The sequence below is a fragment of the Kitasatospora sp. P5_F3 genome (assembly GCF_054049135.1).
On record NZ_JBFUMY010000004.1, the window covers coordinates 126,289 to 152,208 of the forward strand.

The 25,920-nt window shown below is 70.9% G+C and carries 23 protein-coding genes; 10 read left to right on the forward strand and 13 right to left on the reverse strand.

Features of this window, described 5'->3' with window-relative positions; genetic code table 11:
* The first annotated feature begins 19 nt into the window (after positions 1–19).
* Positions 20–1,075, forward strand: coding sequence for an ABC transporter ATP-binding protein (locus ACXJMZ_RS03075; protein WP_457028404.1), 1,056 nt, complete (start codon positions 20–22; stop codon positions 1,073–1,075).
* Positions 1,062–2,156 (forward strand): ABC transporter ATP-binding protein, encoded by a 1,095-nt coding sequence (locus ACXJMZ_RS03080; RefSeq protein ID WP_457028405.1) that lies wholly within the window; start codon positions 1,062–1,064, stop codon positions 2,154–2,156. The genes ACXJMZ_RS03075 and ACXJMZ_RS03080 overlap by 14 nt, the downstream gene beginning before the upstream one ends.
* Positions 2,157–2,199: 43 nt before the next feature.
* On the opposite strand, the gene ACXJMZ_RS03085 is transcribed toward ACXJMZ_RS03080, so the two are convergent.
* The 9 genes from ACXJMZ_RS03085 to ACXJMZ_RS03125 form a co-directional block, all read right to left on the reverse strand.
* Entirely contained in the window at positions 2,200–3,264 is a 1,065-nt protein-coding gene (locus ACXJMZ_RS03085) for an ABC transporter ATP-binding protein (RefSeq protein WP_457028406.1), read from the reverse strand.
* A gap of 18 nt (positions 3,265–3,282) precedes the next feature.
* A complete protein-coding gene (locus tag ACXJMZ_RS03090; protein ID WP_457028407.1) occupies positions 3,283–4,356 on the reverse strand; it encodes an ABC transporter ATP-binding protein in 1,074 nt (357 codons plus the stop codon).
* 64 nt (positions 4,357–4,420) lie between these two features.
* A complete protein-coding gene (locus tag ACXJMZ_RS03095; protein WP_457028408.1) occupies positions 4,421–5,398 on the reverse strand; it encodes an ABC transporter permease in 978 nt (325 codons plus the stop codon).
* Positions 5,399–5,538: 140 nt separating this feature from the next.
* Complete coding sequence (locus ACXJMZ_RS03100) at positions 5,539–7,305, reverse strand: ABC transporter substrate-binding protein (RefSeq protein WP_457028409.1); 1,767 nt, start codon at positions 7,303–7,305, stop codon at positions 5,539–5,541.
* Between the two features lie 113 nt (positions 7,306–7,418).
* A complete protein-coding gene (locus tag ACXJMZ_RS03105) occupies positions 7,419–8,444 on the reverse strand; it encodes an ABC transporter permease (protein WP_457028410.1) in 1,026 nt (341 codons plus the stop codon).
* Between the two features lie 540 nt (positions 8,445–8,984).
* On the reverse strand, positions 8,985–11,090 hold the full coding sequence (locus ACXJMZ_RS03110; protein ID WP_457028411.1) for a peptidoglycan binding domain-containing protein: 2,106 nt from the start codon (positions 11,088–11,090) through the stop codon (positions 8,985–8,987).
* Positions 11,091–11,350: 260 nt separating this feature from the next.
* On the reverse strand, positions 11,351–11,779 hold the full coding sequence (locus ACXJMZ_RS03115; RefSeq protein ID WP_457028412.1) for a DUF6113 family protein: 429 nt from the start codon (positions 11,777–11,779) through the stop codon (positions 11,351–11,353).
* On the reverse strand, positions 11,776–12,675 hold the full coding sequence (gene mshB / locus ACXJMZ_RS03120) for an N-acetyl-1-D-myo-inositol-2-amino-2-deoxy-alpha-D-glucopyranoside deacetylase (protein ID WP_457028413.1): 900 nt from the start codon (positions 12,673–12,675) through the stop codon (positions 11,776–11,778). The genes ACXJMZ_RS03115 and mshB overlap by 4 nt, the downstream gene beginning before the upstream one ends.
* A 36-nt stretch (positions 12,676–12,711) precedes the next feature.
* A complete protein-coding gene (locus tag ACXJMZ_RS03125; RefSeq protein WP_457028414.1) occupies positions 12,712–12,906 on the reverse strand; it encodes a DUF2304 domain-containing protein in 195 nt (64 codons plus the stop codon).
* 230 nt (positions 12,907–13,136) lie between these two features.
* Between ACXJMZ_RS03125 and ACXJMZ_RS03130 the strand changes: the two genes are divergently transcribed.
* The 5 genes from ACXJMZ_RS03130 (at position 13,137) to ACXJMZ_RS03150 (ending at position 18,888) form a co-directional block, all read left to right on the forward strand.
* Positions 13,137–15,242 carry an alpha/beta fold hydrolase gene (locus ACXJMZ_RS03130; RefSeq protein WP_457028415.1) on the forward strand — a complete coding sequence of 702 codons (2,106 nt, stop codon included), beginning with the start codon at positions 13,137–13,139 and terminating at the stop codon, positions 15,240–15,242.
* A gap of 136 nt (positions 15,243–15,378) precedes the next feature.
* Positions 15,379–16,311, forward strand: a complete 933-nt coding sequence (locus ACXJMZ_RS03135; RefSeq protein ID WP_457028416.1) for an ABC transporter ATP-binding protein — start codon at positions 15,379–15,381, stop codon at positions 16,309–16,311.
* Positions 16,308–17,033 (forward strand): ABC transporter permease, encoded by a 726-nt coding sequence (locus ACXJMZ_RS03140; protein ID WP_457028417.1) that lies wholly within the window; start codon positions 16,308–16,310, stop codon positions 17,031–17,033. Before ACXJMZ_RS03135 ends, ACXJMZ_RS03140 begins: the two co-directional genes overlap by 4 nt.
* A gap of 8 nt (positions 17,034–17,041) precedes the next feature.
* Positions 17,042–18,286 (forward strand): histidine kinase, encoded by a 1,245-nt coding sequence (locus tag ACXJMZ_RS03145; protein ID WP_457028418.1) that lies wholly within the window; start codon positions 17,042–17,044, stop codon positions 18,284–18,286.
* Positions 18,283–18,888, forward strand: a complete 606-nt coding sequence (locus tag ACXJMZ_RS03150; RefSeq protein ID WP_057227157.1) for a response regulator transcription factor — start codon at positions 18,283–18,285, stop codon at positions 18,886–18,888. The genes ACXJMZ_RS03145 and ACXJMZ_RS03150 overlap by 4 nt, the downstream gene beginning before the upstream one ends.
* A gap of 95 nt (positions 18,889–18,983) precedes the next feature.
* Here the strand turns inward: ACXJMZ_RS03150 and ACXJMZ_RS03155 are convergent, their stop codons facing one another.
* The gene (locus ACXJMZ_RS03155; RefSeq protein ID WP_457028419.1) at positions 18,984–19,856 is read right to left on the reverse strand and encodes a transglutaminase family protein; all 873 of its coding nucleotides are present in this window, start codon (positions 19,854–19,856) and stop codon (positions 18,984–18,986) included.
* Positions 19,857–19,877: 21 nt separating this feature from the next.
* Entirely contained in the window at positions 19,878–20,888 is a 1,011-nt protein-coding gene (locus ACXJMZ_RS03160) for a GNAT family N-acetyltransferase (RefSeq protein ID WP_457028448.1), read from the reverse strand.
* 134 nt (positions 20,889–21,022) lie between these two features.
* Between ACXJMZ_RS03160 and fdxA the strand changes: the two genes are divergently transcribed.
* Both fdxA and dapC read left to right on the forward strand, forming a co-directional pair.
* Positions 21,023–21,355: a ferredoxin gene (gene fdxA / locus ACXJMZ_RS03165; RefSeq protein ID WP_057227153.1), complete on the forward strand. Its 333-nt coding sequence runs from the start codon at positions 21,023–21,025 to the stop codon at positions 21,353–21,355.
* Between the two features lie 3 nt (positions 21,356–21,358).
* On the forward strand, positions 21,359–22,504 hold the full coding sequence (gene dapC / locus ACXJMZ_RS03170) for a succinyldiaminopimelate transaminase (protein WP_457028420.1): 1,146 nt from the start codon (positions 21,359–21,361) through the stop codon (positions 22,502–22,504).
* A gap of 209 nt (positions 22,505–22,713) precedes the next feature.
* Here the strand turns inward: dapC and ACXJMZ_RS03175 are convergent, their stop codons facing one another.
* Entirely contained in the window at positions 22,714–23,454 is a 741-nt protein-coding gene (locus tag ACXJMZ_RS03175) for a hypothetical protein (protein WP_457028421.1), read from the reverse strand.
* A gap of 316 nt (positions 23,455–23,770) precedes the next feature.
* A complete protein-coding gene (locus tag ACXJMZ_RS03180; RefSeq protein ID WP_457028422.1) occupies positions 23,771–24,709 on the reverse strand; it encodes a hypothetical protein in 939 nt (312 codons plus the stop codon).
* A gap of 99 nt (positions 24,710–24,808) precedes the next feature.
* Here ACXJMZ_RS03180 and dapE point away from each other — a divergent pair, with 99 nt between their 5' ends.
* Positions 24,809–25,897: a succinyl-diaminopimelate desuccinylase gene (gene dapE / locus ACXJMZ_RS03185; protein WP_457028423.1), complete on the forward strand. Its 1,089-nt coding sequence runs from the start codon at positions 24,809–24,811 to the stop codon at positions 25,895–25,897.
* The last annotated feature ends 23 nt before the right edge of the window (positions 25,898–25,920 follow it).

Consider the following 25,920-nt stretch of genomic DNA (forward strand, 5'->3'; position numbering starts at 1 on the left):
CGATCCATTGAGTACCAGCGTGAGCAGCAGCCAGACCGATCCCCTCGGGCTGGCCGAGCAGGTCCCGGAGGGGATCCTGCTCGACGTCCGCGGCCTGGAGGTGGAGTTCCGTACCCGGGACGGCGTGGCCAAGGCCGTGAACGGCGTGAACTACTCGGTCGCCGCCGGCGAGACCCTGGCGGTCCTCGGTGAGTCCGGATCCGGCAAGTCCGTCACCGCTCAGGCGATCATGGGCATCCTGGACAGCCCGCCCGGCCATGTCACCGGTGGCGAGATCATGTTCAAGGGCCAGGACCTGCTCAAGCTCGGCGCCGAGGACCGCCGGAAGGTCCGTGGCGAGCACATGGCCATGATCTTCCAGGACGCGCTGTCCTCGCTGAACCCGGTCCACACCGTCGGCGCCCAGCTGGGCGAGATGTACCGCGTGCACCGGGGCAGCTCGCGCAAGGACGCCAAGACGAAGGCCATCGAGCTGATGGACCGGGTCCGCATCCCGGCGGCGAAGGAGCGGGTGAACGACTACCCGCACCAGTTCTCCGGCGGTATGCGTCAGCGGATCATGATCGCGATGGCGCTGGCCCTGGAGCCCGACCTGATCATCGCGGACGAGCCGACCACCGCCCTGGACGTCACCGTCCAGGCCCAGGTGATGGAGCTGCTGGCGGAGCTTCAGGCCGAGTACCACATGGGTCTGATCCTGATCACCCACGACCTTGGCGTGGTCGCCGACGTCGCGGACAAGATCGCGGTGATGTACGCGGGCCGGATCGTCGAGACCGCGCCGGTGCACGAGCTGTACGCGCGCCCGGCGCACCCGTACACGCGCGGGCTGCTGGACTCCATCCCGCGCCTGGACCAGAAGGGCCGGGAGCTGTACGCGATCAAGGGCCTGCCGCCCAACCTGCTGCGGATCCCGTCCGGCTGTGCCTTCAACCCCCGCTGCCCCCGCGCCCAGGAGATCTGCCGGCAGGAGATCCCCAAGCTGTTCCAGGTCACCGAGAACGACGGGACGGAGCTCGCCGGGCGCGGCAGCGCCTGCTTCTTCTGGAAGGAGACCCTCCATGGCGACGAGTAACGGAGCCAGCGCACTGGGTGCCACCGTGCCGGAGGAGGCGGTCTTCGCCAAGGAGGTGGCGCCCGGCGAGCCGATCCTCCAGGTCCGTGACCTGGTCAAGCACTTCCCGCTGACCAAGGGCATCGTCTTCCGGAAGCAGATCGGCGCGGTCAAGGCGGTGGACGGCGTCTCCTTCGACCTGAGGCAGGGTGAGACGCTGGGCATCGTGGGGGAGTCGGGCTGCGGGAAGTCCACCCTGGCCAAGGTGCTGATGAACCTGGAGCCCGCGACCAGCGGTTCGGTGAAGTACAAGGGCGAGGAGATCTCACGGCTCTCCGGCGCCGGCCTCAAGGCGGTGCGCCGGAACATCCAGATGGTCTTCCAGGACCCGTACACCTCGCTGAACCCCCGGATGACGGTGGGCGACATCATCGGGGAGCCGTACGAGATCCACTCGGAGGTGGCGCCGAAGGGTGACCGCCGCAAGGCGGTTCAGGACCTGCTGGACGTGGTCGGGCTGAACCCGGAGTACATCAACCGGTACCCGCACCAGTTCTCCGGCGGTCAGCGGCAGCGGATCGGTATCGCGCGGGGTCTGGCGCTCAAGCCGGAGATCATCATCTGTGACGAGCCGGTCTCCGCGCTGGACGTCTCGGTGCAGGCCCAGGTGATCAACCTGCTGGAGCAGCTCCAGACCGACTTCAACCTCTCCTACATGTTCATCGCGCACGACCTCTCGATCGTCCGGCACATCTCCGACCGGGTCGGCGTGATGTACCTCGGCAAGATCGTGGAGATCGGCACCGATCTGGAGATCTACGACCACGCCACCCACCCGTACACCCAGGCACTGCTCTCCGCGGTGCCGGTGCCCGACCCGGCGGCCCGGGCCGACCGGGACCGGATCGTGCTGGTGGGTGACGTCCCGTCACCGGCCAATCCGCCGAGCGGCTGCCGGTTCCGCACCCGGTGCTGGAAGGCGCAGCCGAAGTGCGCGGAGGAGGTGCCGGCGCTGATGGCGCGGGACTGGCTACGGGACCTCGCGGTGCACGACTCGGCGTGTCACTTCGCTGCTGAACGAGAAGCGGATCTGGAGAAATGACGAAGGGCCGCCCCMGCGGGGCGGCCCTTTCGCCTTGCTACAGCTACTTCGCGGCCCGGGGCTCCGGCACCGCGGTGCTCGGGTCCTCCGGGAAGTGGCAGGCCGTCAGGTGGCCGTCCAGGTTGCCGGAGAGCTGCACCAGCGGCGGCTCCTCGGTCGCGCACTTGTCCTGCGCCTTCCAGCACCGGGTACGGAAGCGGCAGCCGGTCGGCGGGTTGATCGGCGACGGGACGTCACCGACCAGCCGGATCCGCTCGCGGACGTCGTCCGGGTCGGCCTCGGGCACGGCGGAGAGCAGCGCGTGGGTGTACGGGTGCCGGGGGCTCTCGTACAGCGACTTGCGGTCCGCGATCTCGACGATCTTGCCCAGGTACATCACCGCGACGCGCTGCGAGAAGTGCCGGACGATCGAGAGGTCGTGCGCGATGAACAGGAAGGCGATGCCCAGGTCCTTCTGCAGCTGCTGCAGAAGGTTGACCACCTGGGCCTGGATCGAGACGTCGAGCGCGGAGACCGGCTCGTCGGCCACGATCAGCTTCGGGCTCAGCGAGAGGGCGCGGGCCACGCCGATGCGCTGGCGCTGGCCGCCGGAGAACTCGTGCGGGAAGCGGTTGTAGTGCTCCGGGTTGAGACCGACGGTCTCCAGCAGCTCCTGCACCCGGTTCTGGACGCCGCCCTTGGGGTTGATCCCGTTGATCTCCATCGGCGCACCGATGATGGCGCCGACGGTGTGCCGCGGGTTCAGCGAGGAGTACGGGTCCTGGAAGATCATCTGGATCTCGGACCGGATCGGGGCCAGCTGCTTGCGCGAGGCGTGCGTGATGTCCTGGCCCGCGTAGGTGAGCTTGCCGTCGGTCGGCTCCAGCAGGCGGGTGACCACCCGGCCGAGGGTCGACTTGCCGCAGCCGGACTCGCCGACCAGGCCGACCGACTCGTTGGCGTGCACGTCGAGGTCGATGCCGTCCACCGCGTGGACGGCGCCGACCTGACGCTTGAACAGCAGACCGTCCATCACCGGGAAGTGCTTCTTCACTCCGGAGAGCTGGAGCAGCGGCTCACCGGTGGCCGGGGTCGCGGAGGGCTTGTCGAGGGTCAGTTCGTTGCTCATGGTGTGTAACCGTCCCTCTCAGCCGAGCCGCGGCTGGATCTGGTCAATGAAGATGCTCTGCTTCTGCCCGACGGACAGGTGGCAGGCGGTGGCGTGCCCGGTCTCCGGGGCGAGCGGCGGACGCTCGGTGGTGCACTTGCCGCCGACCACCTGCTCCCGGTGGTCGCAGCGCGGGTTGAACGGGCAGCCGGTGGGCAGGTTGATCAGGCTGGGCGGGGTGCCCCGGACCGGCCGGAGCGGGACGTCCACCGGGCCGGTGAGGCTGGGCATCGAGGACAGCAGGCCCCAGGTGTAGGGGTGCTGAGGGTTCTTCAGCACCTCGCGCACGGTGCCGCGCTCGACCGCCCGGCCCGCGTACATCACCATGATGTCCTGCGCCGTCTTGGCCACCACGCCGAGGTCGTGGGTGATCAGGATGATCGCCGTGCCCATCTCCTGCTGGAGGTCCTTGAGCAGGTCGAGGATCTGGGCCTGGACGGTGACGTCCAGCGCGGTGGTCGGCTCGTCCGCGATCACCAGCTTCGGGTTGCAGACCAGCGACATGGCGATCATCGCCCGCTGGCGCATACCGCCGGAGAACTGGTGCGGGTAGTCGTCCACCCGGGTGGTCGGCTGCGGGATGCCGACCTTGGTGAGCATCTCGATCGAGCGGTCCCGGGCTTCCTTCTTGCTGGCCCCGGTGTGCTTCTGGAAGACCTCGCCGATCTGCTTGCCGATGGTGTGGAACGGCGACAGCGCGGTCAGCGGGTCCTGGAAGATCATCGACATGGTGGCACCGCGGAGCTTCTCCAGCTCCTTGCTCGGGGCGCCCACCAGCTCCTGGCCGGCCAGCCGGATCGAGCCGGTGATCTCGGTGCTGTCCGGGTTGTGCAGACCGAGCACGGCCAGGTTGGTCACCGACTTCCCGGAGCCGGACTCGCCCACGATGCCGAGCGTGGTGCCCGGCTCGACCGAGAAGGACAGGTTGTCCACGGCCCGGACCACGCCGTCCTCGGTGCTGAAGCGGACCGAGAGGTCGCGGACGGAGAGGAAGGGCGTGCTGCTGCCGCCGCGGTCGGCGGCCGCCTCCTCGGGCTTGGCCAGGGTGCTCATGGACGGGGCTCCTCGGTGTGGTACGTGAGGTCGGGCGGGCTGGAACGGCCAGGGGTGTCGGCCGTCAGGCCAGACGGATGCGCGGGTCGATCAGGGCGTATGCGGCGTCCACGATGATGTTGAAGAGCACGATCAGGGTGGCGGCCACCATGGTGACACCGACCAGCATCGACAGGTCGGAGTCGATGTACGCGCCGATCGCGAGCTGGCCGAGGCCGTGCAGACCGAAGACGGACTCGGTGATGATCGCACCGCCGAGCAGGACGCCGAGGTCGATGCCGAAGACGGTGACGATGGTGCCCATCGCGCCGCGCCAGGCGAACCGGAGGAAGACCGAACGGCCCGACATGCCCTTGGCCCGCGCGGTCCGGACGAAGTCCTCGGACAGCTGCTCGACCATGGAGGAGCGCGTCATGCGGGTGTAGTTGGCGGTCCAGATCAGCGAGAGCACGATCCAGGGGACCAGCAGGCCGCTGAACCAGGCGATCGGGTCCTCGGTGATCGGGGTGTAGGACGGCTGCTTCAGCCAGTCGGTGGCGTAGACGAACACGTACAGGGCGAGCGGGCCTGCCACGTAGATCTGCATCGAGGAGGCGATCAGCGAGGCGGAGCTGGCGATCTTGTCGGCGGCCTTGCCCTGCTTGTGGGCGGCCAGCATGCCGGTGCCGATGCCGAAGATCAGGAAGACCAGGACCGAGCCGACGGTCAGCGAGAGCGTGGTGGGGAAGCGGTCCAGCAGGACGTCGGTGATCATCTCCTGCTTGACGAAGGAGTAGCCGAAGCAGGGGGCGTCGCAGTGGCCGGCGGAGTAGTCACGACCGGTGAAGATCCCGCTGAACCAGTGCCAGAACTGCATGATCGTCGACTCGTCGAGCCCCATGCTGTGCCTGATCATGGCGAGGTTCTCGGGGGTGCAGACCTTGCCGCAGGAGAGGCGGGCAGGGTCCTGCGGGATGGCGAAGAACAGCTCGAAGGTGACCATGCTGATGACCAGCAGGATGACGAGTGCGCCGAGGGAACGACGGACGAGGAAACGGAGCATGGGGTCGGGCTCTCCTGGTCGGGGCGCCGGCTGCGAGTGCGGTGGGCGGAGCAGGGCGGGTGGGGCGGTGGGCTGGACCACGGGGCGCCGGTACTCGGGTATCGAGACCGGCGCCCCACGGAACTACCGCTTGGTGCTGACTACTTGACGTAGATGTTCAGCGGGTACTGCAGGCCGAACAGGCTGTCGAACTTGACGCCGCCGAGGCCCGAGCCGTAGAGGCTGAGCGAGCGCTGGTAGACGTCCGGGATCGAGTAGGCCTTCTTCTGCAGCTCCTTGTCGATCGCGGCCCACGCCTTGCCCTGCGCGACCGGGTCGGCGATCTTGACCGCGTCGTCCATCATCTTGTTGATGGCCTCGTCGTTGGTGTGCGCGTAGTTCGACGCACCGTCAGCGATCGCGCGACCGTCCCAGACCGGCTGGAGCGAGGTGTAACCGGTCGGCCAGTCGGCACCCCAGCCACCCCAGTACAGGTCGTACTCGTTGTTGACGAGGCCGATGGCGTCGTAGTAGGTCTTGGCGTCGAGCGGCTTCGGGACGAACTTGAAGCCGGCCTTCTCCAGGGCGACGCGGATCGCCTCGGTGACCTTCTGCTGGGTCGGGGTGTTGTTGTACGCGTAGACGATCGTCTGACCGGTGGCGCCGGCGTCGGCGAGCAGCTTCTTGGCCGCCTCCGGGTCACCCTCGGGCTTCTTCATGATGTCGTACAGGTCGTTCGCCTCGTAGCCGAGGACGGTCGGGCTGGTGTAGCTGGTCGCGTAGTCGCCGTAGCTGGTGCCGCCCTGGAGCTGGCGGGTCTGCTGGTGCGGGAACGCGCGGACCAGCGCCTCGCGGACCTTCTGGTCCTTGATGCGGCTGTTGTTGATGTAGTAGTAGTCCACGTACGGGGTCAGGCCCTCGAGCGTACGGGGCTTGAGCGCCGCGTCGTTCTTCACCTTGTCGATGAAGGTGGGGTGGACCTGGTTGTGGAAGCTGAAGGTCGTCTTGTCAGCACCGTTGTCGGCGATGAAGCGCTCGGTCGACTGCTGCGACTGGACGCCGAACTCCATGTGCCACTTGTCCGGGTACGCGTTCCGGATCGGGTCGGTGGCCGGGTCCCAGTTGGGGTTGCGGACCAGGTCGAGCGACTTGTCGGTGACGTGCTCGGCGATCTGGTACGGACCGGAGGAGAACGGCTTCTTGTCGTACGCCTCCTTGGTGTCCTGGGCCTTCGGCACGACGCCGTAGCCGGTCATCGCCACGGTGAAGTTGGCGTCCGGGTGGACGTCCGTGAAGTTGAAGACGACGGTCTTGGCGTCCGGGGTCTGGATCGCGTCCAGCTCCTTGCCCTCGTACGGGCCCGGGTACGCCGCGCGGTAGTCGGTGGCGGTCAGCCAGGTCTGGATGTAGGTCGGACCGGACTTGATGAACGGCGCGAAGGTGCGCTCCACCGAGTACTTGACGTCCGCCGAGGTGATCGGGGTGCCGTCCTGCCACTTCACCCCGTCCTTCAGGGTGAACTTCCAGGTCTTGCCACCGTCGGCGGTGGTGCCGGTGTCGGTGGCGAGGTCACCGACCAGCTTGGAGGTGCCGTCGGCCTGGAGCTTGTAGCCCGTCAGCTGACGGGTGAGCAGCAGCGAGACCTCGCTGTTGTAGTTCATGTAGACGTTGCCCGGGTCAAGGTGCGAGAAGTCGTCGCGGTCGATCATGTTGACCGTGCCGCCCTTCTTCGCGCCGGGCTCAGCGATGGCCGGACCGGTCGAGTCGGCGGCGGTGCCGACCGTGATGGCGGTGGCGGCAACCTTGGACTTCGAAGCCTCCGGCTTGGAACCGCTGTTGCTGTTGCCGCTGGAGCATGCCGTGGTGACGGTGAGGGCCCCGACAACCATGACGGCCGCGGCGAGCTGCCGTGACTTACGAACGTTCATGTTCTTCCTGCCTGTTTGAGTGCCAGATAGGTGGTGGGTTGCCCGGGGCGGGCATGCCGATCCCCCCGGAGTCTGTGGGTCTTGGTGCGCGGCTCACCGACGACGGGCGACGGTCATCGCTTCGTCTTCGGGTCGAAGGCGTCGCGGACGGAGTCCCCGAGCAGGTTGAAGGCGAGGACGAACAGCACCATCGCCAGGCCGGGGAAGAGCAGGAAGGTCACGTCGGTGCGCAGGTACTCGGCCGCGAGCGCGATCATCCGGCCCCAGTCCGGGGTCGGCTCGCCGACGCCGACGCCCAGGTAGGACAGGCCGGCCTCGGCGGTCACGAAGGCCGGCAGCGCCAGGGTGGACTGCACCAGGATCGGCGTCCACAGGTTGGGCAGCAGCTCCTTGAAGATGATCCGGAGCGGCGAGGCCCCGGTCACCTTCGCGGCCTCGATGAACTCCCGCTCGCGCAGCGACAGCGTGGTTGCCCGGAGGATGCGGGCCAGGCCCATCCAACCCAGCAACGTGAGCACGATGGTCACCGCGACGAACGGCAGCCAGGCCGGCTGCGCCTCGTCGCTGGCCACCAGCAGGCTCACCACGATCGGCATGGTCGCGATCAGGAAGATCTGTGACGGGAACGACATCAGCACGTCGATGATCCGGCCGATGAAGTAGTCGATCTTGCCGCCGAGGTAGCCGGCCGCGATGCCGATCATCACGCCCAGCACGGTGGTCAGCACCGAGGTGAGGAAGGCGATGAACAGCGAGGTCCGCATGCCGTAGATCAGCTGCATGAACACGTCGCGCCCGAGCCCGGGCTCGACGCCGAACCAGAAGTCGGCGCTGATCCCGCCGTTGGGCCCGGTCGGCAGACCGGAGTCGGTCAGCAGGTCGACGCTGTCCTGGCCGTAGTGGGTGCCCGGGTCCTTGCCGTAGATCATCGAGATCAGCGGCGCACAGGCGGCGATCAGGATGAACAGCAGCACGATGGCGGCACTGACCACGCCGGTGCGGTCGCGCAGGAAGCGACGCCACATCAGCTTGCCGGGCGAGAGCCCGCGGAAGACCGGAGCCGACGTGGCGTCGGTCGGCGCGAGGGTGTCGGCCGTTCCGAGTTCGTCGGCCTCGGGGGCCTTGGTGGGGTTAGTCATGGTGCTGGAGCTCCCGCCCGGGGTGTAGCGGCTGCAAAAAGGTGATCGCACGGACTCTTGCAAGTCGTTTATCGAACGTCAAGAGTTCCTCAGTTGCTGGCCGTGCATTTCTTGGTTCGTGTTGGAATGTCAACCACTTCGTAGTTCTAGACATCTTGACAAGCGCCCAGCGATACCGTCATAAGCGGACATACTGCACCAAAGCGAGTTCACGCGTCCGTAACCCGAACTTGGTAACTCCGGTATCAGGACAGAACGTTCGCACGTTCGACAATGTGATGCGCGTAGACCCAGTGTCCGTTATGGCGGTTATCGCGGGTAATGTCCAGTGAAATTGCATGTCCGATAATCGGACGCTACCGCTTTGTTGAGCCCACCAGGGAATTTGGGGGCCATCGACCCAATTCAACCGGGGTAGTTGTCACGCACGGTTGCTGGCAATTTCACGCCACTGGCGAGTATTCGCCGCCCGAGGGGAGCGGAAAGCGCGGGCCGGGACCGTGATGGTCCCGACCCGCGCCGTGTGGAGCCGAGGGTGCGTCAGGCGAACTTGTAGGCCCTGGTGCCGGTCTTCTCCAGCATCGAGGCGATGCCGTCCGCGACGTCCTGGGTGGTGATCGGGACGAGGGCGGTGCCCTTCTTGGTCTTGCTCTTGGCGAAGGCGCCGTCCAGCTCGGCGGTCAGCTTGTCCAGGTCCCAGGTCAGCACGATCTTGCCGGAGGCATCCGGGGCCAGCGTGAGCACCTTGGCGGCGGTCGCCTTGGTGAAGTCCCAGCGCTTGGTGCCGGCGGTGACCGAGACCGGTCCGCTGGTCACCTGCTTGCCGAGCGACTCGGCGGCGGCCTTCAACGCCTCCTCGGAGACCTTCGGCTGAGCCGCCGTCACCGGGACGGCGAGCACCGCGTCCGGCTGCCCGGCGGCCCGGGCCCGGAAGGCCTGCTCGACCTGGTCCATCGCGGCGGCGGCGTCCACCCGCTGCCCGGCCCGGCCCGGCACCACCTCGGCCTTGCCGTCCGGGGTGAAGCGGACGAAGCCCTCCTGCAGGCCCATGCTGGACTTGGCGCTCAGGCCCTCCAGCGCGGCCTTCAGCTTGGCCCGGTCGACCCGTACCTCGGGGGCCACCGCCTTGCTGCCGCCGGCCAGCGAACCGATCACCTCGACCGGGTTGTAACTGTGCTGCGTCAGCCCGTCCACCGTCGCGGTGGTGTCGAAGCCGAGCCCGGCGGCGGTCGGGTCGAGGTCCACGGTCTGGTCGCCGAGCTTGAGCTTGAGCGGCTGCTGACCGGTCTTGGCCACCGTGCCGTCCAGCGTGGTGACCGCCTGGTCCCTGGTGTCGCCGCCGATGTCGGTGCCGAGCACCGTGGTGCCCTTGGGGATGTCGGCCTGATTGAGCATCAGGCCGGTGCCGTACGCGGCCGCGCCGACGAACAGCAGGCCGACCACGGCGTACGTGACCAGCTTGCGGCCCTTGCCGCGGCGCGCGGGGGCGGCCGGAGCCTTGGCGGCGGGCTTGGGGTCGGACTTGGGTGCGGGCTGCTCGGCCTCGGCGGCCGGCTTGGGTGCGGCGGTGCCGAACGGGTCGGCTGCGGCGGCGAACGGGTCGGCCACGGGCGGGCGGTTGCCGGCCGGGCGGGTGCCGGGGAACGGCTCGGCCGGCTCGTACGACACGTCCGCGAACCGGCCCGGTGCGGGGGACGGGCCGGAGCCGAACGGGTCGCTCGGCGGCTGCGGGGCGGCCGCCGGAGCGGAGCCGAACATCGCGGCACCGCCAGGTATGGCACCGGGTCGGGCGGAGTGGTCCTCGTAGTCGTCCTGGATCGGGTCGAAGCCGCCGATCTGGGTGTCCTCCGGCTCGCCGGGGCGCCTGACCGCGAACGGGTCGGCCACCGGCGGGGCCTGACGGACCGGCTCCTCGCGGAACGGGTCCGCTCCGTACGGATCCGCTCCGTACGGGGACGCCGCGTAAGGATCGTTGGCGAACGGGTCGTTGGCGGCCGGCGGCCGCTGGTCGGCGTACGGATCGTCGGACCGGCCCTTGGCCACCGGCGGCCCCGAGGGCGCGAACGGCGAGGCCGGGGCCCCGGAGGGGAGCGGCCCGGAGGGCATCCCGGGCCCACTCGGCCGGGGCTGCCGGTCGGCCGCCTCGGCCCGCGGCGCACCGGCGGTCACCGGGGCCTGCGGGCCCTTCTGGCGGGGGCGGAACCACTCGCCGGTGGACTCGCCCTCGGCCGGTGCCGCCGGGCTCTCCTGCTGCCACTCCGGCGGCAGGTTGGCCGGGGTGCTGCTCGGGGCGGTCGCGTCGACCACGCCGAGCACCGGGGAGGAGGGGGCGGCCGAGCGGTGCCGGGGCCCTGCGGGCTCGGCCGGTTCGGCGTTCTTCACCGGGCTGCGCATGACCACAGGCGGGATCGGCCGGGAGCCGGGGATGTTGATCCGGACCCGGGTGGTCAGGGTGGTCTCGGTCTTCGGGACCCCGTCGGCCTCGGCCGGCTGGGCGGCCGCTGGCTGACCGGCCGTCGGGCCGAACGGGTCGGCACCGGAGCCGTTCGGGATGCCCGTGCCGTACGGCGGGGTGCCCGACGGGTAGGCATCCGGCCCGGTACGTCGGGACGACGGATGCGCGCTGTCAGATTCGCGGCTGCTCAATGCTGCTCTGCTCCGGGTTCGCGGCCGCGCCGTGGGACGGCGGTCGCGGGTTGTGGGATGGCGGTCTGTTCGGCGGTGGCTGCTCCACCGGCGGACGGGACCGAACACCCCTCCGACACCAGCTCTTCACATAGCTTCGGCAGGCCAGCGGGCCTGTCGCGGCACCACCTTACTGGGCAAACGTGAGTGGCGAACTGGTTCGGATAGAACCCGTTACGTCCGGTTCCTCCGGGAAAGGTGGGGCGACCGCGCCGGATCCGTCAGCGCGTCAGAGTGCCGTAGCCGAAGCCGGACCTGGTCGGCAGGGTGGCGCAGATCACCCCGCCGACCGCACCCAGGAACAGGTAGGCGTACGAGGTGAACCCGGCCGCCAGCACGAAGTCACCCTCCGGGCGCGGGGCCATCAGGGCCAGCAGCAACAGGAACCAGCCGGCCAGCGGCACCCCGGCGCCGAGCTTGGTGCCGGTCACCCGCAGGCCGCCGTAGAACACCGCGAAGCTCGCGCCCAGGGCCAGCAGCAGGCCGACCGGCGGCCAGAGCGACTGGACGAAACAGCCGCAGATCGAGACCAGGCCGCCCAGCACGAACAGCAGCGGGTAGGCCACCAGCCGTCCGGTGCGGGACGGCTGACGCTCCGCCAGTCGTTCCTCGCGGCTGCCGAGTACCCGGGCGGGCAGGGTGCGGATCATCGGTGCGCCTCCAGCCCGAGACCGGCGAACAGGTCGGTCTCCGGCAGCTCGGGCCCGGGCTCGCCCCGGACCAGCTGGTAGTACTCGGTGGCCACCAGCGGCTGCCCGAGGTCGTTGCTCAGCGCGAAGTACTCGCCGGACACGGTGATCTGGGTGGCGTGCGCCGCCATCGCGGCCGCCTTCGCCCCGGCGTACGCCGCGCCGTCCAGCACGGTGGTGACCAGCTCGTCGGGCACCACCCCCGGCACGTCGGCCGGTACGGCGACCCCCGGGAAGGGCGCGGCGGCGGCGGTCGCGGCCAGGCCGGCCTCGATCACCGAGCGCGGCATCCGGTTCCAGTACACCTTGGCGATCCGCCAGGCCGGGCCGAGCTCAGGCCGCCAGGCCGGGTCGGCGGCCAGCTCGTGGGCCCGCATGGCGACCTGATGGGCCTTCACGTGGTCCGGGTGCCCGTAGCCGCCCTGCTCGTCGTAGCTGACCAGCACCTGCGGCCGCAGCTCGCGGACCACCGCCACCAGGTGCCCGGCGGCCTCGTCCAGCGGGGCCTGCCAGAAGCAGTCGGGGCGGTCGTTCTCCGGCAGGCCCATCATCCCGGAGTCCCGGTAGCGGCCCGGGCCGCCCAGGAAGCGGACGTCGGTGACGCCCAGCTCGCCCATCGCGGCGGTCAGTTCGCCGATCCGGTACTCGCCGAGGGTGTCGGTCCGGTCCGCGGTCAGCTCCGCCAGCTCCGGCGGGATCACCTCACCGCCCTCGCCGAGCGTGCAGGTCACCAGCGTGACGGCGGCACCCTCGGCGGCGTACCTGGCCATGGTCGCGCCGTTGCCGATCGACTCGTCGTCGGGGTGGGCGTGCACCAGCAGCAGCCGGCGCCGGGGCCGGTCGGAGGCAGCGGTCATACCGGGCAGCCTACCGACCGGCCGATGCCTGCTGACTCAGAGCTTGATGCCGTTGATCATGCCGGCCACGTTGCTGGTCACCTGCTGGATCGAGGGGGCGATCGAGCTGGACGCCAGGTAGAAGCCGAGCAACGCACAGATGACCGCGTGCGCCAGCTTCAGTCCGGAGCGGCGGATCAGTACCACCACGATGACCAGCATCAGCAGGGCTGCGGAGATGGAGAGAGCCATCAGGCTCACACCCTTTCTCGGGTGCACCGCCCTGGGTGGGCGGCGGGGGGACGTGATGGCTCAAGCAATACCCGATCGGTGAGCGGAGCATTACGGTCCGTGAGTCCTCCGGCCCGTTCGGAGCAGCCCGTCACCCGCCCGCCGGGCCGGTGGGAGAGGGCCCGAGGCCCCCGGCGACGCCGGTGACGAACCCTGCTCCGAACGAGTGATCACCATCTAGGGTTTGTGCCATGACCACCGACACTTTTCCCCGGCAGTACGCGCGCACCCAGCGCTTCACCGTCGGCGCACCCCGGTCGTTCGCCGTCGCACCCGACGGGTCCCGGGTCGTCTTCCTCCGTGCCAAGAGCAGCGAGGAGCGCGCCAATCTGCTCTGGACCCTCGACCCGGCCACCGGCCTGGAGCGGATCGCCGCCGACCCGGTGGCCCTGCTCGGCGGCGGCGAGGAGAGCCTGTCAGCGGCCGAGCGGGCCCGCCGCGAGCGCAGCCGTGAGGGCTCGGCCGGCATCGTCGGCTACACCCTGGACGGCTCCGGTGCGCTGGCCGCCTTCGCACTTTCGGGACGCCTGTTCGTCGCCGACCTGACGGGGGCCGGGCCGACCCGCGAGCTGCCCGCCGCCGGGCCGCTGGTCGACCCCCGGTTCTCGCCCGACGGGCAGTACGTGGCGTACGCGACCGTCGAGGGCGAGCTGCGGGTGACCCGGGCCGACGGCTCCGGGGACCGTGCGCTGGCCACCCCCGAGCAGGCCGGGGTGACGTGGGGCCAGGCCGAGTTCATCGCCCAGGAGGAGATGGACCGGGACCGCGGCCACTGGTGGGCCCCGGCCGGTGACCGGCTGCTGGTGGCGCGGGCGGACGACACCCCCGTGCAGCGCTGGTTCATCGCCGACCCGGCCAACCCCGGCACCGTGCCCGCCGAGGTGGCCTACCCCGCGGCCGGCACCGCCAACGCCGAGGTCGGCCTCTGGCTGCTCGGCTTGGACGGCTCCCGCACCGAGCTGGACTGGGACCGCGAGGCGTTCCCGTACCTGGCCCGGGTGCACTGGTCCGAGCAGGAGCTCACCCTGCTGGTGCAGGCCCGCGACCAGCGCAGCCAGCGGTACCTGACGGTCGACCAGGCCACCGGTGCCACCGGCACGGTGCTGGAGGAGAGCGACCCGGTCTGGCTGGACCTGTTCTCCGGTGTCCCGGCCAGGGCCGCCGACGGCCGGCTGGTCCGGATCGCCGACCAGGACGGCGCCCGGGTCCTGGTGGCCGGGGAGCAGCAGCTGACCGACCGTCGGCTGCACCTCAGGTCGGTGCTCTCGGTGGGCGCCTCGACCGTGCTGTTCACCGCGAGCGGCGGCACCGAGGAGACCGACCCCGTACCCGGCTGGATCGGCACCTTCGAGATCGGACTGGACGGCTCGGGCCTGAACCGGCTCGGCGCGGCCGGTGTGGTCTCCGCCGTCCGGGGCGGCGACGTCACGGTGCTGGTCAGCACGGACCCGTCCTGGACCGGGGCCCGGGTCGAGGTGCTGGTCGACGGCGAGCCGCTGGCCACCGTCGCCTCGTACGCCGAGACGCCGCTGATCACCGCCCGGCCGGAGTTCGTCTTCGCGGGCGAGCGCCGGATCCCGACCGCCGTCCTGCTGCCGACCGGCTACGACCGGGACCGGGACGGGCTGCTGCCGGTGCTGATGGACCCGTACGGCGGCCCGCACGGGCAGCGGGTGGTGCAGTCGCAGAACCCGCACCTGACCTCGCAGTGGTTCGCCGACCAGGGCTTCGCGGTGATCGTGGCGGACGGCCGGGGCACCCCCGGGCGGAGCCCGGAGTGGGAGAAGGCGATCGCCTTCGACTTCGCCGGGGCCACCCTGGAGGACCAGGTGGACGCGCTCCGGGCGCTGGCCGGGCAGTACCCGCTGGACCTGGAGAAGGTCGCCATCCGGGGCTGGTCGTACGGCGGTTACCTGGCCGCGCTCGCGGTGCTGCGCCGCCCGGACGTGTTCCACGCGGCCGTCTCGGGTGCGCCGGTCACCGACTGGCGGCTCTACGACACCCACTACACCGAGCGCTACCTCGGCCACCCGGACCAGCGTCCGGAGGTCTACGACGCCAACTCGCTGACCGCCGACGCCGCCAAGCTGGAGCGGCCGCTGATGCTGGTGCACGGTCTGGCCGACGACAACGTGGTGGCCGCGCACACCCTGCGGCTGTCCTCCGCGCTGCTCGCCGCCGGGCGCCCGCACACCGTGCTGCCGCTCTCCGGGGTCACCCACATGACTCCGCAGGAGCAGGTGGCGGAGAACCTGCTGCTGCTCCAGGTCTCCTTCCTGAAGGAACAGCTGGGCTAACTGACGCCCTGTCACGGGCCCCGTCATGCGGGGCCCGTGACATCCGTCATGCGGAGCACACGACGGTGCACACTGACGGCGAAACCCCCCTTCCCGGGATTCTTGAGGAGTCAGAACGACGGGGAGAGGGACACAGATGAGTACCGAGGTGGCTGCCTTCCGGCAGGTGAGCAAGAGCTACGGCGCGGTCCGGGCGGTGAACGGTCTCGACCTGGTGCTGCGGCCCGGTGAGACGGTCGCGCTGCTCGGCCCGAACGGGGCGGGCAAGTCCAGCAGCCTGGACCTGCTGCTCGGTCTGCGGGAGCCCGACCAGGGCACCGTCTCGCTGTTCGGTGGCAGCCCGCGGGCCGCGATCGAGGCCGGCCGGGTCGGCGCGATGCTGCAGAGCGGTGGCCTGCTGGGCGAGGTCAAGGTCCGCGAACTGGTCAGGTTCGCCTGCGACGTGCACCCCCGGGGCCACAGCCCGGCGAAGGTGATGGAGCAGGCCGGGATCACCGAGCTGGCCGAGCGCAAGGTCGACAAGCTCTCCGGCGGGCAGGAGCAGCGGGTCAGGTTCGCCCTGGCGATCGCCGGGGCGAACGACCTGATCGTGCTGGACGAGCCGACCACCGGTATGGACGTCTCGGTCCGCCGGCAGTTCTGGGCCGCGATGCGGGCCGAGGCGGACGCGGGCCGCACGGTGCTGTTCGCCACCCACTACCTGGAGGAGGCGGACTCGATCGCCGACCGGGTGCTGGTGCTGCACCGGGGCCGGCTGATCGCCGACGGCACCTCGGCCGAGATCAAGGCCAAGGCCGGCGCCCGCCGGATCTCCTTCGAGCTGCACCCCGCCGACGGGGCCGCCGAGGAGAGCGTGCTGCGCGCCCTGCCGGGCACCGTGGGGCTGGATCTGACGACCCGTCCGGACGGCGTACGCAGCGTCCGGATCCGCAGCACCGACGCCGACGCCGGGGTGGCCGGCCTGTACCGGGCCGGGCTCTACCCCCGGGCCCTGGAAGTCACCAGCCTGGGCCTGGAGCAGGCCTTCCTGACCATCACCGGCGAGGCCGACGAGGAGAACGCGCGATGAAGACCCTGGTGCAGCTCGAGATCCTGCGGACCCTCCGGAACAAGCGCTACCTGATGTTCACGGTGCTCTACCCGGCGCTGCTCTACGTCTTCTTCATCAACGCCTACGGCAGCTCCGACACGGTGGCCGGCGGGGTGTCGGTGAAGACGTACTTCATGGTCTCGATGGCCACCTTCGGTGCGGTCGGCGCGGTGCTCACCGGCAGCGCGCAGCGGATCTCGCTGGAGCGGAAGAGCGGCTGGGTCCGGCAGTTGAGGCTGACCGCACTGCCCGGACGGGCGTACACCATCGCCAAGATCGCCTCCTGTGCGGTCACCACGCTGCCCGCGATCGTGGTGGTCTTCGTGATCGGCGCGTTCGAGGGCGTCTCGCTCTCGGCCACCGAGTGGCTCGGCCTCGCCCTGGCGCTCTGGCTCGGCAGTTTCGTCTTCGCGGCGCTCGGGGTGGCGCTGGGCTACGCGGCCCAGCCCGACGCGGTGCAGCCGATCGTGATGATCGTCTACATGCTGATGGCGCTGCTCGGCGGCACCTGGTTCCCGGTCGGGGACTCGCTCAAGGCGGTGGCGCAGTTCAACCCGGTGTACCTGTACAACCAGTTGGCCACCTTCGTGCAGCCGGGCAAGTCGCTGGACCTCGGCGCGGTGGCCGGTCTGCTCGGTTTCCTGGTGGTCTTCGTCGCAGGGGCGGCCTTCCTCTACCGCAAGGACACCAAGCAGGCATGATGGCCGGCATGTCGAAGTTCCTCCCCGCCCGCTTCCGTCCCACCGGGACGGGGGCGGGCGGTGTCGCCGAGTCGTTCGCCGTGGTGCCCGGCGCCCGGGTCGAGAACGTCCGCCAACTGGTGGTCAAACTCGCCTGGATGCTGCTCTGGATGGTCTACCTCTACTACCCCGTGGAGGACCTGCTCGGCGACGAGCACACCCTGGCGGGCAAGATCGCCGGCTGGATCGCGCTGACCCTCTTCCTGGCCGCCTACCTGGGCATGGTGGCGGTCCGCTCGATGGCCTCCCCGCACTGGCACGGCGGGCTGGCGGTGGCGGCGGTGATGCTGCTGATCGCCCTGGTCACCTCGCTCTCCTTCGGGGTGCCCTGGCTGGTCCTCTTCACCTACACCTCGGTCTGCGTCGGAGCGGTGCTGCCACCCAGACTCGGTCTGATCGGGGTGGCCGGGATCACCGCGATCGCGGTCCTGATCGCCCTGCTGATCCACACCGAGCGGGACACCATGGCGGCGATCGTGCTGCCCTGCTTCCTCAGCGGGCTGGCCATGAACGGCCTGCAGCGGCTGATCAGCACCATGCGCGAACTCCGCGAGGCCCGGGCCACGGTGGCCCACCTGGCGGCCTCGGAGGAGCGGCTGCGACTCGCCCGCGACCTGCACGACCTGCTCGGCCACTCGCTCTCGCTGATCACCATCAAGGCCCAGTTGGCCGGCCGGCTGCTCGACCAGGAGAAGGGCGAGGCGGGCCGGGCCCAGGTGGACGACATCGAACAGGTCGCCCGGCAGGCCCTGACCGACGTCCGGGAGGCGATCGGCGGCTTCCGGCGCCCGACCCTGGCGGTCGAACTGGCCGCCGCCCGCAGCGCCCTGACAGCGGCTCAGATCACCGTCGAGGCCGACCCGGCGATCGCCGACCCGCAGCCCGGCCTGGAGGCCCCGGAGGCCGCCGTGCTGGCCTGGGCGCTCCGGGAGGCGGTCACCAACGTGGTCCGGCACGGCCAGGGCGCCACCAGGTGCGGCATCGGACTCGACCGCACCTGGGAGGAGGACGGCAGCCGGTTCGCCGTCCTGGAGGTCAGCGACAACGGCCGCGGGCCGGGCAAGTCGGCGGCGGGGAACGGACTTTCGGGCCTGCAGGAGCGGCTCGCCCTGGTCGGCGGCCGCCTCGAGACCGGCACCGGGGTGCGGGGGAGGGGATTCCGCTTGCGGGCCCTGGTCCCGGTCCGGGCGGTGGCCGATAGTGTGCCCGAATGATCAGGGTGCTGCTGGCCGAGGACCAGGGAATGGTGCGGGAGGCGCTGGCCGCGCTGCTCTCGCTCGAGGGCGATATCGAGGTGGTCGCCCAAGTGGCGCGTGGCGACGAGGTGGTGGCCGCGGTGCTGGACCATCAGGTCCAGGTCGCCGTACTGGACATCGAGATGCCCGGGATGACCGGCATCGAGGCGGCGGCGGAGCTCCGCCGGGCCGCCCCCGGGACCCGGGTGGTGATCGCCACCACCTTCGGACGACCCGGCTACCTGCGCCGGGCGATGGAGGCCGGGGCGGACGCCTTCCTGGTGAAGGACGCCCCCGCAGCGGAGCTCGCGGAGGCGGTCCGGCGGGTGCTCCGGGGTGAGCGGGTGATCGACCCGACGCTGGCCGCAGCCGCACTGGCCGAGGGCGCCAACCCGCTGACGGCGAGGGAGCGGGACGTGCTCGGGGCGGCGGCGGACGGGGCGGTGAACGCGGAGATCGCGGCGCGGCTGCACCTGTCGGAGGGGACGGTGCGGAACTACCTCTCGATGGCGATCCAGAAGACCTCGGCGCGGAACCGGGCCGAGGCGGTGCGGGTCGCGCGGGAGAAGGGGTGGCTCTAGGGAAAGCGAAAGTGCCTGACCGTTTACGTGCGGATCACCTGTTTCGAGGTCGGCGTCGCAGTTCCCCGAGCCCCTGACTCCGTAGCGGGCTGAGCTCAGTTGAGACGGTGCCTTGCGGCGCGGGCTTCGTGGCGGGTGCGGGTGGCGCCGTCGGGGTCGAAGGCGTCGAGGATCTCCGCGTAGGCGTCCATCTCGGCCGCGCCTGCGATGAAGTCTCCGGTGCGGACCAGGAGTTGGGCGCGTTCCAGGCGGAGCTGGGCGGGGTGGCGGGGGAGCAGCAGGGAGAGTTCGGTGGCCCAGAGCTGGGTGCGGGCGTGTTCGGGGCGGTCGGCGGCCCAGCTGCGGATGTTGCCGAGGATCCGCAGGACCACGTCCAACGGCTGTGCCGGGCTGAGCATTTCGGGGGAGAAGTGGTGCCCGGCGGCGGTGGCCAGCCGGGCCACGTCGGGCAGGTCGAGCAGCCGACCGCCGTGGTACGGGTCCGCCAGGACGTACTCCTCGCCGCCGGCCGGGTCTCCCACCGCGACGATGAAGTGGCCGGGCAGCGCCACGCCGTGGGCGGTCAGCCCGGCCCGGCGGGCCACGGTCTGCCAGACCAGCGAGAGCATGATCGGCAGGCCGCGCCGCCGCCGCAACACGTCCGGCAGCAGCGAGGACTCCAGCCGCCCGTAGTCGGCCGGCCGCCCGTGGAACCGTTCCCGGCCGCCGAGCACGGCCGCCAGCAGCGCGGCGACCTCGTCGGCCCCGGCCGGCGCCCGCTCGCGTACGGCCAGCCGGACGGCGGTGGCGTGCCGGTCGAGGGCGGCCTGACAGGCCGCCACCAGCTCGTCCAGGGTGGGCGGTTCGGAGCCGTCGGGGGGCGGCTCGGCCAGCGTGTGCTCGGCGGCGGCGAGCACACAGAGCAGCACCGGGTCGGGGTGGTCGGCCCTGGCCTCGGTGCGGAAACGTGTACGGCTCTGCTCGGTCACAGTCCACACTCTCCGGTGACGCTACCGCCGGGGCAGGCCGGCGTAGTGGTAAGTGTGACTGGTGGTGAAGCCCAGTCGATCGTAGAGCGCGATTGCGCCGGTATTCGTCACCTCGACCTGGAGGTAGGCGCCGGTGGCGCCCTCCTCGGCGGCGCGGGCCGCCAGCACGGCCATCATGGTGGAGGCCAGCCCGGTCCGGCGGGCGTGCGGGTCCACCTCGATCGCGCCGAAGCAGGCCCAGGGGCCGTCGATGACGCACCGTCCGATCGCGATCGGCGGCTGTCCCGGCAGGCCGGGCACGGTGCCGAACCAGACCGAGGGCCCGCCGTGCAGCACCTGGCGGGCGGCCAGTTCGACCTCGGGGTCGCCGGTGACCCGGCGGTACCGGGAGAGCCAGTCGGCGTCGGCGGTCCGGGAGAGCCGCACCCGGTCGTGCCCCGAGCCGAGCTTCACCAGCCCGGCCAGCGGTGCGGTGCGGACCGTGGTCGGCGCCTCCTCGGCACCGAGCCGGGCGAGTTCGGCGGCCAGCTCGGGCGGTGAGCCCGGAGTGGTCACCTCGAAGAAGGCGGGCAGGCCGCGCGCGGCGTACCAGTCCTGGACCGCGCGCAGTGCCTCGGGCAGCGGCAGGCCCGGATCGCCGAGCGTCTGGACCGAGTTGGCCCGCCGGGTGAAACCGGCGGAGGCACGCAGGGTCCACTCGCCGAGCGGCTCCTGCTCGACCGCGGGCCAGCCCCGGGCAGCGATCCGCTGGAGCTCGACCGGGGAACTGACGGGCAGTGGGGCGCGGCGGGCCGGGAACAGTGGCACCGGCTTGCCTGCCACCAGCAGCTTCTCCGGAAAGGAGACCTCAGGGCCGGTCCTGGGCACGACGGTGAGGCCGTGATCGTCCCAACGGGCGAGCACGCCGATCACATCGCGGAACACCGGACGGTCGTTCACGAGCTCCGAAATACGCCGTACGGAGACCCGTCGCCCCACGTCAGAGCGGTTGAGCCGGACCTCGGGACGGCCTCCGGCGACGGTTCCATCCATCATCAAGGGCACCTCCTGTGCATTTGCGGTCTCTGACCCGCGATACTAGGGGCGGGCATCGACGACGCCGCGCGTATCCGCGCACGCAAGCAATTAGTTTGGGCTGCCACGCCCAACCGAGGAGGAACGACAGCGTGACCTACGTCATCGCGCAGCCTTGTGTCGACGTCAAGGACAAGGCGTGTATCGAAGAGTGCCCTGTTGACTGCATCTACGAGGGTCAGCGTTCGCTCTACATCCACCCGGACGAGTGTGTCGACTGCGGCGCCTGCGAGCCGGTCTGCCCGGTCGAGGCGATCTTCTACGAGGACGACACCCCGGAGGAGTGGAAGGACTACTACAAGGCCAATGTGGAGTTCTTCGACGACCTGGGCTCCCCGGGCGGCGCCTCGAAGCTCGGCCTGATCGACTCGGACCACCCGTTCATCGCGGCCCTCCCGCCGCAGAACGCCGACAGCGGCCACTGAGCAGTGAGCACCGAAGACACCACGCACGCGCCGCTTCCGGGTCACCCGGGGGCGGCGCGCCGCGTCTCAGACCTGTTGCCCACGTTCCCCTGGGACAAGCTGGAGCCGTACAAGCGGACGGCCTCGGCGCACCCGGACGGACTCTGCGACTTCTCCGTCGGCACCCCGGTCGACCCGGTCCCCGACGTGATCCAGAAGGCGCTGGCGGCTTCCACCGACACGCCCGGCTATCCGACGGTCTGGGGCCCGGTGGAGCTCCGCGAGGCGATCGCCGGCTGGCTGCGCCGCCGGCTCGGGGCCGAGATCGGTCCGGACGCGATCCTGCCGACCATCGGCTCCAAGGAGCTGGTGGCCTGGCTGCCCGGCCAGTTGGGGCTCGGCCCCGGCGACCAGGTGGCCTACCCGACGCTGGCCTACCCGACCTACGAGGTGGGCGCCCGGCTGTGCGGGGCCGAGCCGGTCGCGTACGACTCGGTGGACGAGCTCGACCCTGCCCGGGTCCGGCTGCTCTGGCTCAACTCGCCGTCCAACCCGACCGGTCGGGTGCTGACGGCGGACCAGCTCCGGCACGCCGTGGCCTGGGCCCGGGAGCACCGGGTGCTGCTGGTCAGCGACGAGTGCTACCTGGAGCTCGGCTGGGAGGCCGACCCGGTCTCGGTGCTGAACCAGGACGTCTGCGGCGGCGACCACGAGGGCCTGCTCGTGGTGCACTCGCTCTCCAAGCGGTCCAACCTGGCCGGCTACCGCGCCTCCTTCGTGGCCGGAGACCCGGTGGTGGTCCGGGAGTTGCTGGAGATCCGCAAGCACGGCGGGATGATCGTGCCGGCCCCGGTGCAGGCCGCGACCGTCGCGGCGCTGGCCGACGACGCGCACGTGGCCGAGCAGCGCGAGCGGTACGCGGCTCGCCGGTCGGCGCTGCGGGCGGCGCTGGAGGCGTACGGCTTCCGGGTCGAGCACTCCGAGGCCAGCCTGTACCTGTGGGTGACCCAGGACCGGCCGTGCTGGGACACCGTGGCGGAACTGGCCGAACTGGGCATCCTGGTGGCGCCCGGGGACTTCTACGGCCCTGCGGGTGACCGCTTCGTCCGGGTGGCCTTCACCGCCACCGACGAACGCGTCGCATCCGCCGTGGCCCGCCTCAAGCACTAGGCACACGCTTCGGAAGACAGGGGCTCGGGGAACTGCGACGCCGACCTCGGAAAAGGTGATCGTCGCGTAGGTGGTCGGGCACTTTCGCCTGTGACCCCGGCGCCAGATCTCCTCGCAGTTCCCCGAGCCCCTGGGCCGTAGAACTGGAGCATCTGCAAAAAGTGAGGGGCCCCTACCGAAGTCGGTAGGGGCCCCTCGCTGATGGAGGGTCAGCCGCCGATCGGCAGGCCACCGAGCGGGAGGCCGCCGCCGAGCAGGCCGGTCACCGAGCCGAGCGGGTTGCCCGCGCCGCCGAGGCGGTTGCTGCCGTCGGTCGGGTCCTGGGTGTCGATCGGGAGCTTGCCGGTGTCGGGCAGGGCGTTGCCCAGGCCGGCCGGGAGGGCGCCGGTGATCTGGTGGGTGTCCGGCATGCCGCCGGTCGGCAGGGCGCTGGAGGCGAGGCCGGTGAGCGAGCCCGAGGTGAGCTGGCCGAGCGGCAGGCCGGGCATGGCAGCGCTGCGGGTGCCGGCCGCCGGGGAGCCCGGCAGGTGCGGCACCTTGTCGGTGACGGCGGGGGCGAGCCGGTCGACCAGGGCGGGGGCGGCCTTGCCCGCGACGGCGGCCAGGACGCCCGCGGTCTCGGTGGTCTTGGCGGCCGGGGCGGCCACCTTGCCGAGGGTCTGGTCGGCGTCCGGCAGAGCGCCCGCGACGGCCTTGCCCGCGACGTCCGCGGTGGCCGGGACGCCGGTCTGCACGGTGGCCGCGGTGGTGTCGGCGGCGGCGTGGCCGGCGTCGTGGGTGGCCCCCTGGAGCGTCGCGTTCGGGTTGTCGAGCTGGCTCAGCCCGGCCCCCAGGTCGGTCGGCGGCACCAGGTCGGCGGCGGACGCTGCGCCTGCTGCGGCCATCGGGGTCGCGACGGCGGCAACGAGCAGCGCGGCCTGGGCGATCCGGCGCGTGAGGGGGAGAGACATGGTGCTCCTAAGAGGTGAGGTCCCCCCGGCTGTGCACGTGCTCGGGCCAGGGGTGTCCGTCGGGCGGACGACGTTATTACCGCTGGAGCCGCCAGAAGGTTTCGCCACCCGAAGGTCAAGCGTCGGCAAAGATCGGACGATCCTCTTTGGGATATTCAGGACATTTCGTCCAGCTTGCACCGGGGTGGCGAAACGTCACACCTCTTGGCGCACAAGGAAAGTACGGAGTCGGCCGGTCAGGCCGCCAGGCTGCCCGGTACCGTCCACCGGGATTGACCGGAATCACCCGGTCGGCCGGTGGTAGCTCACCAGTGCGTCAACCGGCTTTCGGGGCACCCAGGGTGACCAGCACCCGGTCCGCGCCGACGCCCTCGGCCCCCTTCGACTGCCAGCCGTCGACGGGCTTGTCGACCTTCCAGACCTTGCCGTCGTAGGACACCTGACCGATCCCCAGGTCTCCGGCCTGGGCCACCGCCCACTGGGCCAGCGCCCAGCCGGTCTGCCGCTGCGCGGCACCGGTCTGCGGGGTCATCGCCAGCACCGTCCGGGTCTCCTTGCCGGCCGGCGGGACCGGCGTGGTGGTGACCAGCTTGCCGAACTCGCGGCGGGCCCGGTCGGCCAGACTCGGCTGCTGCTGCACCTCGTTGGCCGCCGCGGTGGTGGCCGCCAGGTCGTGCACCACGCAGTTCAGCGCGGCGGGCTCCCGGCCGGTCAGGGCCGAGGCGAGCAGGGTCGCGTTGGTCTCGTGCTTGGCGTACGCCTGCGGAAAGCCGCTGCGCTGCACCTCCTGGGCCGCGTCGGTGAGCGGCAGCCGGGCGTAGCCGTTCACCTTGACCAGGCCGTCCAGGAACTTGTTGGTGGCGTACACCGGGTCCTTGATCTGCTCGACGGTGCCCCAGCCCTGCGACGGGCGCTGCTGGAACAGGCCGATCGAGTCGCGGTCGCCGCCGTCCAGGTTGTGGATCTTCGACTCCTGCATCGCGGTGGCCAGTGCGATGGTGACGGCCCGCTCGGGCAGGCCGCGGGAGAGCGCCACGGCGGCGATGGTGGCCGCGTTGGCGGCCTGGGCGAGTTCGAGGTCGCCCTTGCCCGTTCCGGTGGCCACCGTGCAGCCTTCGGGAGGCGGCATCAGCTTGTCCCGGTTGAGGAAGAGCACGGTGCCCGCGAGCACCGCGAGCGCGGTGAGCCCGATCAGCACCCGGCCCACCGGCCGGCGCCGACGGCCCGTCGTCTCCTCTGCCGCAGTCTCGGTCACCACTACCCCTCTCGCTTCGCGTTCCCGCCCGGACACCGTACCCACTCGGACGGCTGTGCGGTGGCGGTGGTTGCAGCGGCGGATACTACGCTGGCCGCCATGACCAGCCCTGACATCTCCCTGCACCAGAGCCTCGACCTCGGCCTCGACGGCGGCACGCTGACCGCCAGGCTGGTCGACTTCCCCTCCGTGAGCGGGAGCGAGGGGCCGCTCGCCGATGCGGTGGAGGCGGCGCTCCGGGCGTACCCGCACCTGACCGTCGACCGGTTCGGCAACAACGTGGTGGCCCGGACGAACCTGGGCCGGGCCGAGCGGGTGCTGCTGGCCGGGCACCTGGACACCGTGCCGATCGCCGACAACGTGCCCTCGCACGTCGAGGGCGACCTGCTCTACGGCTGCGGCACCTCCGACATGAAGTCCGGCGTCGCCGTGCAGCTCCGGCTGGCCGCCACTCTGCCCGACCCGAACCGCGACCTCACCTTCGTGTTCTACGACTGCGAGGAGATCGAGGCGTCCCGGAACGGCCTCGGCCACCTGGTGGCCCGTCACCCCGACTGGCTGGCGGCCGACTTCGCGGTCCTGCTGGAGCCCAGTGGCGCGATGGTCGAGGGCGGTTGCCAGGGCACCCTGCGGGTGGACGTGAAGCTGACCGGCACCCGGGCCCACTCGGCCCGCAGCTGGCTCGGCGACAACGCCATCCACAAGGCCGGCGAGGTGCTGCGGCGGCTCTCCGAGTACCAGCCGCGCTCCGTCGAGATCGACGGCCTGGAGTACCGCGAGGGCCTGAACGCCAACCTGATCAGTGGCGGGGTGGCCGCCAACGTGATCCCGGACGAGTGCGTGGTGCACGTCAACTTCCGCTACGCGCCGGACCGTTCGGAGGAGCAGGCCGAAGCGCACGTCCGGGAGGTACTGGCGGGCTTCGACGTGGTGGTCGCCGACTCCGCCCCCGGCGCGCTGCCCGGTCTCGACCAGCCCGCCGCCCGGGCCTTCCTGGCGGCGGTCGGCGGCCAGGCCAGGGCCAAGTTCGGCTGGACCGACGTGGCCCGGTTCAGCGCTCTCGGCGTCCCGGCGGTCAACTACGGCCCCGGCGACCCGAATCTGGCGCACAAGCGCGAGGAGCACTGCTCGCTCACCGCCATCGCCGAGGTCGAGGACCGGCTGAGGGCCTGGCTGACGGCCAACTGACCGTCACCCGGCGTACCTTCCGT

Coding starts and splice junctions, on each gene's coding strand:
- ACXJMZ_RS03080 (WP_457028405.1), top strand. CDS start 1,062: ATGGCGACGAGTAACGGAGCCAGCGCACTGGGTGCCACCGTGCCGGAG.
- ACXJMZ_RS03085 (WP_457028406.1), bottom strand. CDS start 3,264: ATGAGCAACGAACTGACCCTCGACAAGCCCTCCGCGACCCCGGCCACC.
- ACXJMZ_RS03090 (WP_457028407.1), bottom strand. CDS start 4,356: ATGAGCACCCTGGCCAAGCCCGAGGAGGCGGCCGCCGACCGCGGCGGC.
- ACXJMZ_RS03095 (WP_457028408.1), bottom strand. CDS start 5,398: ATGCTCCGTTTCCTCGTCCGTCGTTCCCTCGGCGCACTCGTCATCCTG.
- ACXJMZ_RS03100 (WP_457028409.1), bottom strand. CDS start 7,305: ATGAACGTTCGTAAGTCACGGCAGCTCGCCGCGGCCGTCATGGTTGTC.
- ACXJMZ_RS03105 (WP_457028410.1), bottom strand. CDS start 8,444: ATGACTAACCCCACCAAGGCCCCCGAGGCCGACGAACTCGGAACGGCC.
- ACXJMZ_RS03115 (WP_457028412.1), bottom strand. CDS start 11,779: ATGATCCGCACCCTGCCCGCCCGGGTACTCGGCAGCCGCGAGGAACGA.
- mshB (WP_457028413.1), bottom strand. CDS start 12,675: ATGACCGCTGCCTCCGACCGGCCCCGGCGCCGGCTGCTGCTGGTGCAC.
- ACXJMZ_RS03125 (WP_457028414.1), bottom strand. CDS start 12,906: ATGGCTCTCTCCATCTCCGCAGCCCTGCTGATGCTGGTCATCGTGGTG.
- ACXJMZ_RS03130 (WP_457028415.1), top strand. CDS start 13,137: ATGACCACCGACACTTTTCCCCGGCAGTACGCGCGCACCCAGCGCTTC.
- ACXJMZ_RS03135 (WP_457028416.1), top strand. CDS start 15,379: ATGAGTACCGAGGTGGCTGCCTTCCGGCAGGTGAGCAAGAGCTACGGC.
- ACXJMZ_RS03140 (WP_457028417.1), top strand. CDS start 16,308: ATGAAGACCCTGGTGCAGCTCGAGATCCTGCGGACCCTCCGGAACAAG.
- ACXJMZ_RS03145 (WP_457028418.1), top strand. CDS start 17,042: ATGTCGAAGTTCCTCCCCGCCCGCTTCCGTCCCACCGGGACGGGGGCG.
- ACXJMZ_RS03150 (WP_057227157.1), top strand. CDS start 18,283: ATGATCAGGGTGCTGCTGGCCGAGGACCAGGGAATGGTGCGGGAGGCG.
- ACXJMZ_RS03160 (WP_457028448.1), bottom strand. CDS start 20,888: ATGGATGGAACCGTCGCCGGAGGCCGTCCCGAGGTCCGGCTCAACCGC.
- ACXJMZ_RS03175 (WP_457028421.1), bottom strand. CDS start 23,454: ATGTCTCTCCCCCTCACGCGCCGGATCGCCCAGGCCGCGCTGCTCGTT.
- dapE (WP_457028423.1), top strand. CDS start 24,809: ATGACCAGCCCTGACATCTCCCTGCACCAGAGCCTCGACCTCGGCCTC.